Genomic DNA, 14326 nt, shown 5'->3' on the forward strand with positions numbered 1-14326 from the left:
GGGTCAGGAAAGCAGGAAGCATGGCGAATGTCCGTCTGGTCGACGTGAAGAAGGCGTTCGGCGCCGTCGAGGTGCTGAAGGGCGTCGATCTGGAGATCGCCGACGGCGAATTCGTCGTCTTCGTCGGCCCGTCGGGCTGCGGCAAGTCCACCCTGCTGCGCACCATCGCGGGGCTGGAAGAGGCGACCACGGGCCAGGTTCTGATCGGGGACCGCTTGGTCAACGACCTGTCGCCGTCGGACCGGGGCATCGCTATGGTGTTCCAGTCCTATGCGCTCTATCCGCACATGACCGCCTATGAGAACATGGCCTTCGGCCTGAAGCTGGCCAAGACGGACAAGGGCGAGATCGACCGCCGCGTGCGCGCCGCCGCCGAGGCGCTCAGCATCACCGACTATCTGGATCGCAAGCCCAAGGCGATGTCGGGTGGCCAACGCCAGCGGGTCGCTATCGGCCGCGCCATCGTGCGCGAACCCGAGGTCTTCCTGTTCGACGAGCCCCTGTCCAACCTGGACGCCGCCCTGCGCGTACGGATGCGCTATGAGTTCGCGCGGCTGCATGCCGAGCTGAAGACCACCATGATCTACGTCACCCACGACCAGGTCGAGGCCATGACCCTGGCCGACCGGATCGTGGTGCTGAACGCCGGTCGGATCGAACAGGTCGGCGCGCCGATGGAGCTTTACGAACACCCCGCCAACCTGTTCGTCGCTGGCTTCATCGGCAGTCCCAAGATGAACCTGCTGACTGCCGAGATCGTCGAGGCCTCGACAACCGGCGCGACGGTGGAGACGACGGCCGGCGAGCCGATCAGCATCGCCGTGGACGCCGCCTCGGCCAAGCTCGGCGATACCGTGACGCTGGGCGTCCGTCCCGAGCATCTGATCCTCAGCGACGACGGCGACGCCCTGAGCGCCGAGGTCATGTTCGTCGAGACTCTGGGCGCCACGACCATGGCGCACCTGAAGCATCCGGCGACGCCAGACACGCTGACGGTTCAGCTGGCGGGCGAACTGCGGGCCAAGGCGGGCGAGCGACTGACGCTGCACGTGCCCGCAAAACAGGCGCACCTGTTCGACGCGGACGGGAAAGCCTTCAAGCGGCTCTAACCCCTCCGTTTCAAGAGAGAAGGCTCAGTTCAGAACAACCCGCCGCGCCCCTGCCGGAATGACCAGTTCGTCGCCCGACCACGTCGCTGAGCGGCCGTCGATCCGAACGCGCTCCGGCCGCCCCTGCCCCGCCGCCCACTGAAGCACGAATCCGGCCGGCGGCGTCGCGCCGTCGTCCAAGGTGAGGACGTAGCCCTGGCCTTCCTTGCGATAGGCGTAGGTCAGCGGCCCATAGGCGGTGCGCAGATCCCGCAGGCCGACACCCTCCTTCGTGTCCAGCCACACCTCCGGCACGCCCGCCGCCAGCACCAGAGCGTGATCGCTGTCCCGCTCATAGGCGAACAGATCGAGCGCCGAACGGATATAGTCGGAGCTGATCCAGGCGTGCGGCATGTCGCCGATGAAGCGCGGCTCGCGTTTTTCGCGGCCCACCACCTCGGCCCAGCCGTTCCAGGCCTCGGGCCGACGGTCGGCCATCAGGAAGTCCAGCACCTCCAGCGCCCGGTGCTTCTGACCCAGCCGCACATAGGCGCCGACCAGCCGCCATTCGTAGGGGGTGTAGTCCTTCCACGCCGTGCGATTGGTCAGACGGTTCTGGAAGTTTTCCCAGTAGCGATCGAAGGTTCGCGACAGAAGCTCGTGCGGCAGGTTATCCTGTTCGCCCGCCGGCGACAGGGCGATGGTGGTCGAGGTGGCGTCGAAATCGCCGCGGTCGGCCGCCCCCGCGATCCAGTCGATGCCATGATGCACAGCCGTCGCCGTGATTGAGGCGCGGATGTCGGCGGCGAATTGATCGCGCGCCGCTGCATAGCGTGCGGCGACGTCCGCATCGCCCAGGGTCTCGGCGATGAAGACCGCGTCCTTGTAGCCCAGCAGGCCCCAGAAATCGTCCCAGTAGGAATAGGCCGCCTTGTCCGAGTAGCCCTCGTGGCTGATCGTCGGCGGCAGCAGGCCGTACAGATGCCGCTGGTCCGGCGTCTGGAAGGCCGCCGTGCGGGTCGAGGCGCGCAGCGCGTCCATATAGGCGATGGCCTTTTGCACCTGCGGCCAGACCTGGTGCAGCAGGGCTTCGTCCCTGGTGTAGCGATAGGTTTCGGCGGCCAGGAAGACGAACTCGCCGTGGCTGTCGTTCTCGGGCACCGGATCGGCGCCGCGCGCATCGACGCAGCACGGGACCTTGCCGTTCTCGAACACATAGGGGGCGTACCAGCGCAGATAGTCGGCTGAATGCTCGGCCATGCCCAGCCGGTTCAAACCCTCGGCCATCATCGCCCCATCGCGGATCCAGGAGCGGTTGTAGCTGCGTGTGCCGGGTTGCAGGATCGGTCCCTGACGCGACATCAGCATATGGGCGAGCGACGATTTCAGCGCGTCCTCGATCCGCTGGGCGGCGGGCGGCAGGGTCAGGTCCACCCGGTCCAGCTTCTCGCGCCATTCAGCTGCCAGCCGGGTCTCGACCGCGTCCAGCACAGCCGCCGCCTGCCCCACCGGCTCGGGCGCCAGCGCGTCGCCGGACAGTTGCGACACCCAGCCGACCGTGCGCGTCTCTCCGGGTTGCAGCGTCACCTCGTAGGTCAGGAGGCCGGCGGCCAGACCTGTGGCGTCGGTCGTCGTCATGACCTCGGCGGCCGGTCGGCGCGCGGACGGCAGGATCAGGGACTGCGGATCGCTGCCCGCGTCGAAGGTCGCCAGCGCGACCTGATCCGGGGCCGCCAGCGGCTGCACCCGCACCGTGTCGTTCAGCTTCAGTTCGGCGCCGTCCCAGCCGATCGTCTCCACCGGGCTGACGCCACCGGGAATGGCCAGGAACTGACGCGGCGCATTGACCTGCATCGGGCGGGCGGCCAGGGCCAGCGTCAGGGTGCGCGGCCGGCTGGAGGTGTTGGTCAGGTCGTAGCGGCCCCACAGTTGCGCCTGATAGGGCGGCCCGTCGGCGAAGCTGGTGATCTTCAGCGTCCAGTCGTCGGCGGTCCAGGTCACCGACGGGATCGGCAGATCGCCGTCCTTCAGCCCCTGTTCGATATTGACGTCGGCCCAGGTGATCAGCCGCCCGTTGTCGACCACAAAGGGTTCGATACTGGGCCCGGCGCGACGGAGCTCGATGGCGCCGTCCTCGCCGATCAGGCCGCTCTCCCCGCCCCCATCGACCCCGACCAGGGTCCAGTAGGACTGCTCGCCGGAGAAGCCACGCGGATAGACGCCGCGCCGGTTTTCCTTGGCCACGGCTTCCAGAAACACCGTGCGGTCCGCGCCGAAGGTCAGCGGTTCGACCTCGATCTCGTTCAGCGCATAGGTCGTGGCCTGGGCCGCGCCCAGCCGCTGACCCGCGCCGGACGAGCCGACCACATCGGAGGCGGGAACGGGCTTCAGCGGTTCCAATCTCAGCCAGCGCGCCGTCGCCTCGGGCGTCCGCAACCAGTCGACGCCGCCATTGCCGCCCGTAACCGTCGTCAGCGGCCGCCAGTCGCGCCCGTCCATCGAGGCGGAAACGCGATAGTCACTCGCCGCGCCCCGCTCGCCCCAGCGCAGGGTCAGGCCGCCGAACTCGCGCTCGTAGCCCAGGTCCAATGTCAGGGCCGAGTCTTGGCCCACCGGCGGGGTCCAGGCGGTTTTTGGGTCCAGATCGACGGCGTTGGCGGCGGTCGAGTTCATCTGCCCATCGCTGGCCAACGGCTGGGGCGGAACCGGCGGATCGACCGGCAGGGCGCGCAGGGTCAGTTGGTCGATCTCGACCGAGCCCTTGCCGCCCTCCGCCGCGACCACGACGAACTCGACCCGCTCCGCGCGACGCAGGATGGTTTCAGGGCTTGGCCCCCAGGCTTTGGAAACCTGACGGCGTTTAATCACGAACCGGGTCCAGCCGTCGGGGAAGTCGTAGCGCGCCGTCTGCTTCCACCAGACATTGTCGGCGGTGGCGTCGGTCAACTTGACCTCGAAGGTGTTGGTCGGCCCGGCGCCCCGCACCCAGAAGCTGATCTCGTAGTTGTCGGGCAGGTCGAACGGCAGCGGCCGGCTGAGCACCGCATAACCTGCCTTGCCGTCGAAATCGTAATCGAGCCGCACCGCTTTCCCGTCATGGCCGGCGACGGCGGAGACGGCGGCGTGAACGTCGGTCGAGGCCGTAGCCTCCCACCGCGTCGCATCGTCCATGCTGTCGAGAACGCGCGTCTCCTGCGCGACGGCAGGCGCGGCCAGGGCGAGGGTCAGGACCGAGGCGGCGGCCAGCAGGAGATTACGCATTGGAACTCGCAGTTCTGGTCAGCCCTTCACGCTGCCCGCGAGCATGCCGCGGATGTAGTAGCGTTGCAGGGCGAGGAAGAGGATCAGCACGGGCGCGACCGTGACGACGGCGCCGGCCATCATCAGTTCGATGTCCTGCACATGCTCTCGCGACAGCGCCGCCAGGGCGACCGGCAGGGTATAGTTCGACTGATCCGTCAGAATGATCAGCGGCCACAGGAAGTCGTTCCAACTGCCCAGGAAGACGAACAGGCCCAAGGTCACGATGATTGGCTGCAAGGTCGGCAGGACCACGCGGCGGAAGATCTGGCCCTCGCTGGCCCCGTCGATCCGCGCGGCCTCCAACATCTCGTCGGGAATGCTCAGCGCATACTGGCGCACTAGGAACAGGCCGAAGATCGACGCCAGCCACGGCACCAGCGCCCCGGCATAGGTGTTCACCAGGCCCATCGATTTCAGCATCAGAAACAGCGGCAGGGTGCCGATCTGGGCGGGCACCACCAGGGCGGCGACCAGGAACTGGAACAGCCGCTCGCGCCCGGCGAACTTCAGCTTGGCGAAGGCGTAGCCGGCCGGGACGGTGAAGCTGAGCGCGAGGATCGTCGCCAAGGTCGCCAGGGCGAAGCTGTTCCACAGATACCGCCCCATGCCCTGGTTCAAGAACAGGTCGCGGTAGTGCTCCATCGTCCAGTGAGACGGCAGTAGCGGCGGCGGAAAGACCGCCGCCTCGCCCGTCGCCATGAAGCTGACCGACACCATCCAGACCAGCGGGAAGAGCACGATCAGGGCGATGAGGCCCACGGCCAGATTGAGCAGGATGGCGCGGATTTTCATTGATACGCCCCCACCCGCTTGGCGACCGCCAGCTGGACCAGGGTGATCGCCAGGATGCACAGGAACAGGACGAAGGCGACGGCGCTGGCGGAGCCCAGATTCCACCATTTGAAGCCCTCTTCGTACATGAAGTAGAGCACCGTCACCGTGCTCTGGGCCGGTCCGCCTTGGGTCATCACATAGGGTTCGGCGAACAGCTGGAAGAAGCTGGCGACCGAGATGATCGAAACCAGCAGCATGGTCGGCGCGATGGCCGGCAGGGTGACATGGCGGAACTGCTTCCATGGGCCGGCGCCGTCGATGCGAGCGGCCTCGTACAGGTCGTCCGGCACGGTCTGAAGCACCGCCAGGAAGATCAGCATATTGTAGCCGAAGATCTTCCACACCACGAACATCAAGATCGCCGGAATGGAAGTGGATGGGTCGCCCAGCCAATCCACGGCGGGCAGACCGATGCTCTCCAGACCCCAATTGATGACGCCGTACCGGGTATGCAGCAGATAGCGCCACACCACGGCCGTCGCGACCAGGGTCGTGACATAGGGGGCGAAGAACATGACCCGCCAGATCGGCCGCCACTTTACCACCCGCGCATTCAGGATCACCGCCGCCGCCAGGGACGCGGCGATGGACAGGGGCACGCCCAGCACCGCGAAGGTCAGGGTGTTCTTCATCGCCCCCCCAGAACAGGGGATTGGTCAACAGCCGCTGATAGTTCTGCAAGCCGACGAACCGCAGATTGTCCAGGTTCGCCAGGGCGTAGATGTCGAAATCAGTCAGGCTGAGCAGCAGGGCCGCGATCACCGGAATGGCGAAGAACAGGCCGATGGCAAGCATAGCCGGGGCGACGAAGGCCCAGGCGGCCCGTTCGCGGGCGCCGCGTCCGCGCGACGGCTTCACTTTGACCAGTGTCGGATCGACGACGGTCATACGGCCCTGCCCTGTTCCATCATCCAGCGACGCTTCTCCAGAAGGCGGTCGGCACGACGGTCGATCTCGGCGGCGGCGGCTTCAGGCGTGTATTCGCCGCGCACCATCCGTTCGGCGACGATCTGCATCTCGGTCACGATCCGCTCCCATTCCGGCACCTTGGGCACGGCCTTGGCGCGCGCCAGTTGCCCCCGGAACGGCGCCAGCATCGGATCACGCTCGACGCCTGCGATGTCCCAGGCGCTCTGGCGTGCGGGCAGGTCGCCGACGATGGTGTTGAACCGGGCCTGCACAGCCGGCTCGGACAGATAGCGGACCAGGGCCCAGGCCGCCTCCTGATGCGGGGAGGATTTGAAGACCGCCAGGCTGGACCCGCCCGGCGCCGAGGCGCCCAGGCCATTCGGTCCCGGCACGCCCGCCGTGGCCCAGTTCGGCTGGAACGACGCGGGCAGCTTGCTGCGGAAATCGCCGACGCTCCACGGCCCGGAGAAGTAGAAGCTGAAATAGCCCCTGGCGAACTCGGTCCAGACGTTGGAGATCTGCGTTGACGAGGCCAGCGGCGCCAACTGCTCGTCGAACAGGCTGCGATAGAAGGCCAGGGCCGCGATGAAGCCGGGGCTGGAGAAGTTTCCGCGCGTGTCGCGATCCCTCAGCAGCGGCTCGTCGATCTGAAGCCCGAAGGTCAAAAGCTGTTCGAACTCGTTCAACGGCAGCAGGATGGCGTAGTTGCCGTCGCCCGCCACACGCTTGATCGCATGCATGGCCCGCTTCCATTCGGCCCAGTCCTCGGGCGGCGCATCGAACCCGGCACGCGCCAGCAGATCCTTGCGATAGAACAGCAGCCGCGTATCGACATACCAGGGCGTGGTCATGGCGCGGCCGGCGATCTCATTCGTCTCCAGCACCGCCGGAAACTGGTCGGTCAGCAGGTTCGCGGCCTCAGGCGGGGTCGGCGACAGGGCGCCGATGGCGGTCAGCTCCGCCACCCAGGTATTGCCGATCTGGCTGACGTCGGGCAGCGACGCCCCGGCGTAGGCGGTCAGCAGCTTCTCGTGCGCCGCCGTCCACGGCAGGGGCTGGACCGAGACGCGGACGCCCGGATTGCGGCGCTCGAACTCGGGCATCAGCTGGCCCACCGTCCCGCCCTCATTACCCATGGCCCAGAAGCGCAGCACGGTCTCGCCGTCGCGGCGTGGGGTGCAGGCCGCAGCCGCCCCTCCCGCCATCAGGGCCAGAGCGCTGCGTCTATCAAGATTGGGCCTGGGGGCCGTCAAACTCATCCGTTCATCCAGCCGCCGGTGAAGCCCGCGATGTCGAGCGCGCGGCGGATATTGGGCTCGCCGCGCATATAGCGCCAGACGAACTCGGACCTGTGATTCTCGGTCATGATGACGATCGGCCCCTGGTCGATGCCCAGATAGTCGCCGTCCACCCAACCCACGCCGTCCACGATCTTGCCGTGCTGCAGCGGCCCGTCGCGCACCGTCAGGGTCGGGTTGAAGCTGTCGAGGAAGCCCCACTCGGTATAGACGCCCGCGCCGTAGCGCGCCTTCATCGCCTTGACGCAGGGCACGACGATTTCGGGCGCGAAGGCGATGGAGCTGGCCGCCGCCGTCGGCGCGATGGTGCCGTCGTCCCGGTCGCCGGGCCCGCGCGCGGAATAGCTGAAGAACTCGCGCTCCTTGCCGTCGATGACCTGTTTGAAGTCGCCCGGCCCGTCGCAGGCGGTCAGGCCCCAGACCTCGGACGAATAGCCCGCCCAGCCGCCCGGGTTGTCGTGGGCGTATTTCTGCTGGGCGTAGACGGCGCGGCGGCTGTTTTCGAAATAGTCGAGGTATTCGCCCAGCTGGGCCGACTGCCCACGCATCCAGGCGTCCTGAATGCCGCGGAAGTCGATGAACATATGGCTGTACTGGTGCCCGAAGATGGGCGCGAAATTCAGGTGCCAGCTGCCCCAGCGATCCGTCCAGCTCTCGTCATAGCTGGCCGCCCATTCGTGCCAGACATTGACCGACACCGGATGGGTGGGGCTGCCGATGGCCAGCAGCAACACCAGCATGCCCTCGTTGTAGACGTGCCAGTCGGAGGGAATGAAGCCGCTCTCGGGGTGCCAGCCCATGGTGATGCGGTTGTCGCGGATAACGGCCCACGGCCATTCGATCCGCTCGTAGATGGCTTGAGCCTTCTGACGGATTTTTGCCTCGTCGGCATGACGGCCGTCGAAGTAGCGGGCGGCGAACAGCATACCGCCGATCAACAGGGCCGTATCGACCGTCGACAGTTCGTTGGTCCGGTAACGAAGCCCCGTCTCCATATCCAGGAAGTGGTAGAAGAAGCCCTTGTACCCCGCCGTGCCGCTGGCCTCCGGGCCCTGCGGCAAATCGTGGAAGAAGCGCAGCGTCGTCAGGGTCCGCTCGCGCGCCTCGGCCCGGCTCATCCAGCCGCGCTCGACGCCCACCGGCCAGCAGGTCAGGGCGAAGCCGACCGCCGCCACCGAACAGAAGGACGGCGTGGGCCAGCGATCCGGCGTCAGGCCGGTCCTGCGATCCGTGACCTTCTCGAACCATCGGAACGTCCGCTCCTGAAGCTCCTCGATCTCCTGATCCAGCCGCATCGGCCGTCTCTGCGTCCCATTGACCGCCCCCGTCGCCGCCGCCTGCTGCGCCGCCGCCATCACCGGAAATCCTACGGCCAGAGCCGCCGCGCCTGTGGTGGTCCGCATCAGGAAGTTTCGACGATTCATGGGCACGCTCACTGGGTCTCAATCGAAAAAGAAAGGCCGCCTCGCAACAAGCACGAGGCGGCCCAGGCTCAGGATTTAGAAGGAGTAACGCAGGCCGACCTGGAAGCTGCGGGTCGGCAGATACTGTTCCGTCCCCATGCCGAAGCGCGGGCTGTTGAAGCCCTGATCGAAGGACTTGTAGTTGGTGAAGTTGAAGATGTTGATCGCATCCACGATGAACTCCACCTTCTGGCCGCCATAGACTTCGAAGCCCTTCGTCAGACGCAAGTCGATCTGGCGGTAGGCGAAGTTCAGACCGGGCAAGAAGGCGCGCTTGTCCGGACGACCGCCGTTCCAGCAAATGTTCGGGCCGCCGGCGGGAGCGTTCGGGCAGTCGAACACGGTGTAGGGCAAGCCCGAACCCAGGGTCACGATGCCTGACAGCAGGAAGTCCGCGGGCAGACCGATGGTGCCGGACGCCACGATACGATGCGTTTCGTCGGTGTTCGACGGGAACTCAGGCGACTGTCCAGGCACATTGTAATCGAAGTCGAAGGCGCCATAGCCGGAGTCGCGGCTGCCGTTCTGGGTGGCGTCCATATAGGTATAGGCGATGTTTACGCCCCAGCGATCTTCGGCGTTGTAGTGCTTGTCGGCCGTGAAGTAGATCGCCTTGTAGTCGCGCTCTTTATCCGTGTTCTGGAAGAAGATCAGGTTGCGGAACTGCGGGAAGCCCACCGATCCCGGCGTCGGACCGTTGAACCGTCCGCCCGTCTCCGTCAGGGCATTGGCGATATACCAGCTGGATTCGCCTCTCGTCTTGCCGGCTGCAAGCGTCAGCGCCGTCTGGAACATACCGATCTTCTGGCGCACGCCCAAGCTAAACTGATCGGTGCGAGGCGGCTCGAAGTCGTTCTGCACCAGGAAGACTTCGCCGGCGCCCGGGCTGGCCGCCAGCAGGGGATCAAGACCCTGCGGCGTCAGATAGCTCGGGTTCCAGGCGATGGTTTGGACACCGCCACGAGGCCCGCCCGTGTTCGAGAAGTAGATCGTCTTGTTGAACTGGAAGGGCTTGAACCGCTCGTCGAACGCGAAGTTGAAGCCGATACGATCGTAGTAGCGGCCGGCACCGCCGAAGATGACCGTCCGCTCATCGTCGAAGACGTCGTAGGAGAAGCCGAAGCGCGGTTGGAACGCGCCCTTGAAGGCCTTGCGATCACCATCGGAAATATAATCCGCCGGGTTGAAATACGACGGGAAGTCGTAGTTCGGCAGGTTCTGGATCGCGGCCAGCATGTTGCGAATGGAATCAGGCGTGCGGTAGTCGTTGTTGACCGCATTGTCCTCGTAATCCCAGCGAATGCCGAGGTTCAGCTCCAGCTTGGAGGTGATCTGCCAGTCGTCCTGAATGTATAGGCCTAGAACATTGTTATCGACGTCCGCAGGCGGAACGGCGACTCCCAGGTCAACCGAGACGGGGATATCGCGGCTGCCGTTGATCTCGGGGCGAGCTTCGATGTCGTAGGTAAAGGTGGGGTTACGCCCGAAATCCTTCTGAACGAAATAGTTCTGCATCGAGTATTTCGCACCGATCTTGATCGTGTGCGTACCCATCCACTCCAGATCCGGAATGGTCAGATCGTTACGGATCGTGGTGCTCTTCTGCTCGAGGAACTGAGCATCAGCCCGCCCGCCGGCCGTGAATACGGTAGAGTCGCGGTTGTTGAAGTTATACTGGAACCCCGGCGTCGCTGCGCTGTCGTCGCGGAAGATTACGTATTGGCGCCCATAGTCGGACCCATTGATCACCGACTGTTCATAGCTTGACGTGAAGTAATCGATCGCGAACTCGTTAAGGAAGCGATCGCCCTGATACTGATGGCGCAGATTGAAGGCGATATTTTCGCCGTTGTTGCGCGCCGCGCGGCTGGGCGCATTCTGGCCGCTGGCTCCGCGGATATCTTCTTCCGTCTTGTACTCGCTGCTCAGTTCCAGCCTTTGGCGGTCGTTGATCTGCCAGGACAGTTTGCCGAAGAAGACGTCCTGCTCATAAGGCGTCGAGGTCGTGCCCAGGTCGTTGGCGAAGAAGCTGGTGTATTCGGTGCGGTTGAGGAAGGACTGCGAAATGCGCTCTTCGTCCTTGCGCTCATAGGCGCCGAAGAAGTGCAGCCGGTCCTGAATGATCGGGCCGCCCAGGCTGGCGCCGTACTGGATGCGCTTCAGAGGCGCCTTGGCGTCGCCGCGACGTTCCGAAATCACATCCTGAGCAATCCAGCCGGGATCCTGATAGTAGGCGAAGACGTCGCCGTGAAACTCGTTCGTGCCCGAGCGCGTGACGGCGGTGATGATGGCCGAACCGGCCTGTTCGTACTCGGCCTTGAAGTTCTGGCTGATGACGCGGAACTCTTGCACGGCGCCCTGCGGGAACGGCGTGCCGCGACTGTCGTCCTGACCGGCGACACCGCCGTCGTTAATCAGCGACTTGCGGTTCTGGCCGTCGATAAAGACGTTAATTGCCTGAGCGGTCTGGCCGCCGGCCGAGATCGTCCGCTCGGTGTCGTCCTCGGTCACGCGAAGACCCGGCGCCAGGGCGGCGAAGTTCAGGAAGTTGCGGCTGATCTGCGGCAGGTTATTGATCTGCTGCTGGGTCACGTTGGTGGCGACTTCGGGCGTGCGCACCTCGAAGACCCGGCGGCCGGTGACCACGATGTCGCCGAGCTCAGTCGCGCCGTCGGTGGCGGCTGTCGTCGTCGCTCCGGCGACATCCAGGTTCAACGTGCCGACCTGACCCAGGGACAGGGTCACGGTTTCTTCCGCCGTCTGGCCGTCCGCGCTGGTGACCTGCACGCGATAGGTGCCGGGGCGCAGGCCGGACAAAACATAACGACCATCGGCGCCGACGCGCGCGCGTGTCGCATAACCGGTGGAGACTTCGGTCGCGACGACCGTCGCGCCCGTCTCGACGGTCTGGCCGTCATAGACCGCGCCGCGCAACGTCGTCGTTGCGTTCTGCGCCTGCGCGCCGCCGACGACCGCCATGCTGATGGCAAGCGCCGATGCGGCGGCCAAGGCGGCCTTACGCGTGTTGAACTGGGTCATCCTGAGCTCTCCCCTCCTGATGGGATCGGTTTTCAGCGACATGGCTGGCCTACCCTTTGTTGAACCTGGCGGACGAGGCCGCCGCGGTGGACTGGCGTTCGACCAGGATCGGCCGAACGATTTCGCAAGCGGTGTCCGTGGCGTCGGCGGTCGCGCCGGCCTGGACCAGGCCGATCAGGCGTTCGACGCCCCTACGGCCGATTTCCGCGATATTGACGCGCATGGTCGTCAGCGCAGGCCGCATCAGCGCGGCGATGGGCACGTCGTCGAAGCCGACGACGGCGATGTCCTCAGGACAGCGCACGCCGGCCTCCTGGAAGGCCAGAAGCGCCCCGACAGCCATCATGTCATTGGCGGCGAAAACGGCGTCGGGCCGCTCCGTCATAGCCAGAAGCTGGGTCGCGGCGCGGTGCCCCGAGGCCTGAGAGAAGTCGCCCTCGACGATGATCGGGTCATGACCGTCCAACGCCGCCGTATAGCCGGCCGCGCGCGTGTCCGCCTCGATATTGCCGGCGGCGCCGCGAATGTGGGCGATCCGCCTGCGGCCAGTGGACAGCAGATGCTGGACCGCGCCGACGGCGCCGCCGTGGTTGTCGATCATGATGGACGCCCGGCCGGGCTCGGCCGCGCCGCCGTTCATCAGCAGGACCGGCATCCGACCGGCGAACTCTGACGACAGGTTCGCCGCGCCCAGATGCGGCGACAGCACGATCATGCCGTCCACCCGCCCGCGCATCGAACGTACGGCCGCCAAGGTGTCTTCCGCGCCGTCATGCGAACTGGAGACGATCAGGTGCTTGCCGTGAGCGCGGGCGGCCAGGTCCATGCCCCGGATCAACTCGGAGAAGAACTCGCCGAACAGGTCAGGCAGGATGACGCCGATCGTGTCGTTCTTGCTGGTCGACAAGCTGCGGGCGCCGAAGTGAGGGACGTAGCGAAGATCCTCGACCGCATCGAGCACGCGCTGGCGCGTCGCGTCCGAGGTCACGCCCAAGCCGTTCAGTACACGAGACACGGACGCCACCGATACATTGGCGCGTTCGGCGACGTCGCGCATGGTGGCGGCCTTGGCGAAGGGCTGGCCCTCCTGCCGTGCAGACGCAGCGCTAGGCGCGGCCATGTCCAATTAAATTCTCCCTGCTCCCTATCGTCCCGGCCCCTTTTCGAAGATCCGTCGATAAGCGATGTAAGCGGTTACATGACACAGGAGCGATGTGCGCCGCAAGCGCCGTTCGGCCAAATTTCGGGCGATTTTCGATCTCTGCTCGAGCCGTCCCAACGAGCCACGGGCGCTAAGCCGCTGCTTTAGCTTCACTCTTCGCAGGCTCCTTCCGGCGAACGGAATAAGGCAAACGCGGTGGGCGCGCGCCTTGGTCGCACCAGCCGTCGGCGATCTGCGTCGCGGCTGCGGCCTCATACGAAAAGGCCCGCGCCGCCGAAGCTGCACGGGCCGCAATCACAATGCGAAAGACGAATCTATGCCGGGTTAAGCTCATCCAGCTTGCCGCGCAGCATCTGCAGCATGGCGGAGAAATCGCGGCCGCCGTGCCCGATCCCGTCGAACAGAGCGTAAAGCGCCTCGGCCTGTGCGCCCAGAGGCGTCGAGGCGCCGGATTTCGCCGCTGCGTCCTGGGCCAGCTTCAGGTCCTTCAACATCATGGCCGTGGCGAACCCGCCCTGATAGTCGCGGTTGGACGGCGCGGTCGGCACCGGACCCGGCCAGGGATAGTAGCTGGTCACGCTCCAGCACTGCCCCGAAGACTTGGACGCGATCTCGAAGAACCGTTCGGGATCCAGGCCCAGTTTCTCGGCCAGGGCGATGGCCTCGCACGTGCCGAGCATGGAGATGCCGAGCAGCATGTTGTTGCAGATCTTGGCCGCCTGCCCCGCGCCATGATCGCCGGCGCGGATGGTGATGCGGCTCATAGGCTCCAGCGCTGCCTCGACGCGGGCGAAGTCGCCCTCATCGCAGCCGACCATGAAGGCCAGCGTGCCCGCATCCGCCGCCGCCGTGCCGCCTGACACGGGCGCGTCGGCAAAGGCGTAACCGGCTGATTTGGCAAGACCGGCGACCTTGCGCGCGGTTTCGACGTCGATGGTCGAACAGTCGAGCAGCAGGGCGGTTGACGGCGCCGCGCCGATGATCTGTTCGGAATAGACCTTCAGCACGTGCGGCCCGGCGGGCAGCATGGTGATCACGACCTCGGCGTCCTTGACCGCCTCAGCGACCGATCCGACCGCGACGCAACCTGCCGCTCCGGCCCGTTCCAGCGCCTGCGCCGACAAATCGAAGGCGGCGACCGCATGGCCCGCCTTGGCCTGGTTCGCAGCCATGCCGCCGCCCATATTGCCCAGGCCGATGAAGGCGATCTTGGTCATGGTCTCTCTCCCT

The 14326-nt window shown here is 65.8% G+C and carries 9 protein-coding genes; 1 reads left to right on the forward strand and 8 read right to left on the reverse strand.

All coding sequences use genetic code 11. The features are described 5' to 3' along the window. Positions 1–20 precede the first annotated feature (20 nt). Complete coding sequence (locus VH88_RS06710) at positions 21–1109, forward strand: ABC transporter ATP-binding protein (protein WP_045810571.1); 1089 nt, start codon at positions 21–23, stop codon at positions 1107–1109. A gap of 24 nt (positions 1110–1133) precedes the next feature. Here the strand turns inward: VH88_RS06710 and VH88_RS06715 are convergent, their stop codons facing one another. The 8 genes from VH88_RS06715 to mmsB form a co-directional block, all read right to left on the reverse strand. Next, complete coding sequence (locus VH88_RS06715) at positions 1134–4349, reverse strand: discoidin domain-containing protein (protein ID WP_052689518.1); 3216 nt, start codon at positions 4347–4349, stop codon at positions 1134–1136. Between the two features lie 18 nt (positions 4350–4367). Further along, positions 4368–5183, reverse strand: coding sequence for a carbohydrate ABC transporter permease (locus VH88_RS06720; RefSeq protein WP_045810572.1), 816 nt, complete (start codon positions 5181–5183; stop codon positions 4368–4370). Continuing rightward, positions 5180–5857: a carbohydrate ABC transporter permease gene (locus VH88_RS06725; protein WP_231576605.1), complete on the reverse strand. Its 678-nt coding sequence runs from the start codon at positions 5855–5857 to the stop codon at positions 5180–5182. The genes VH88_RS06720 and VH88_RS06725 overlap by 4 nt, the downstream gene beginning before the upstream one ends. Before the next feature lie 252 nt (positions 5858–6109). Continuing rightward, complete coding sequence (locus tag VH88_RS06730; RefSeq protein WP_197071013.1) at positions 6110–7393, reverse strand: sugar ABC transporter substrate-binding protein; 1284 nt, start codon at positions 7391–7393, stop codon at positions 6110–6112. Beyond that, positions 7390–8856: a glucoamylase family protein gene (locus tag VH88_RS06735; protein WP_045810574.1), complete on the reverse strand. Its 1467-nt coding sequence runs from the start codon at positions 8854–8856 to the stop codon at positions 7390–7392. Before VH88_RS06735 ends, VH88_RS06730 begins: the two co-directional genes overlap by 4 nt. A 75-nt stretch (positions 8857–8931) precedes the next feature. After that, a complete protein-coding gene (locus VH88_RS06740; protein ID WP_045810575.1) occupies positions 8932–11934 on the reverse strand; it encodes a TonB-dependent receptor in 3003 nt (1000 codons plus the stop codon). 49 nt (positions 11935–11983) lie between these two features. Beyond that, on the reverse strand, positions 11984–13054 hold the full coding sequence (locus tag VH88_RS06745; RefSeq protein ID WP_197071014.1) for a LacI family DNA-binding transcriptional regulator: 1071 nt from the start codon (positions 13052–13054) through the stop codon (positions 11984–11986). Positions 13055–13410: 356 nt separating this feature from the next. Further along, the gene (gene mmsB / locus VH88_RS06750) at positions 13411–14313 is read right to left on the reverse strand and encodes a 3-hydroxyisobutyrate dehydrogenase (RefSeq protein WP_039245264.1); all 903 of its coding nucleotides are present in this window, start codon (positions 14311–14313) and stop codon (positions 13411–13413) included. Positions 14314–14326: the final 13 nt, after the last annotated feature.

It is taken from the genome of Brevundimonas sp. KM4, from assembly GCF_000964075.1.
In the GTDB taxonomy this organism is placed as follows: Bacteria; Pseudomonadota; Alphaproteobacteria; order Caulobacterales; family Caulobacteraceae; genus Brevundimonas; species Brevundimonas huaxiensis.

What these genes read in the sequence shown, in the direction of transcription:
- VH88_RS06710 (WP_045810571.1), top strand. Translation starts at nt 21, where the DNA reads ATGGCGAATGTCCGTCTGGTCGACGTGAAGAAGGCGTTCGGCGCCGTC.
- VH88_RS06715 (WP_052689518.1), bottom strand. Translation starts at nt 4,349, where the DNA reads ATGCGTAATCTCCTGCTGGCCGCCGCCTCGGTCCTGACCCTCGCCCTG.
- VH88_RS06720 (WP_045810572.1), bottom strand. Translation starts at nt 5,183, where the DNA reads ATGAAAATCCGCGCCATCCTGCTCAATCTGGCCGTGGGCCTCATCGCC.
- VH88_RS06725 (WP_231576605.1), bottom strand. Translation starts at nt 5,857, where the DNA reads ATGAAGAACACCCTGACCTTCGCGGTGCTGGGCGTGCCCCTGTCCATC.
- VH88_RS06730 (WP_197071013.1), bottom strand. Translation starts at nt 7,393, where the DNA reads ATGAGTTTGACGGCCCCCAGGCCCAATCTTGATAGACGCAGCGCTCTG.
- VH88_RS06735 (WP_045810574.1), bottom strand. Translation starts at nt 8,856, where the DNA reads ATGAATCGTCGAAACTTCCTGATGCGGACCACCACAGGCGCGGCGGCT.
- VH88_RS06740 (WP_045810575.1), bottom strand. Translation starts at nt 11,934, where the DNA reads ATGACCCAGTTCAACACGCGTAAGGCCGCCTTGGCCGCCGCATCGGCG.
- VH88_RS06745 (WP_197071014.1), bottom strand. Translation starts at nt 13,054, where the DNA reads ATGGCCGCGCCTAGCGCTGCGTCTGCACGGCAGGAGGGCCAGCCCTTC.
- mmsB (WP_039245264.1), bottom strand. Translation starts at nt 14,313, where the DNA reads ATGACCAAGATCGCCTTCATCGGCCTGGGCAATATGGGCGGCGGCATG.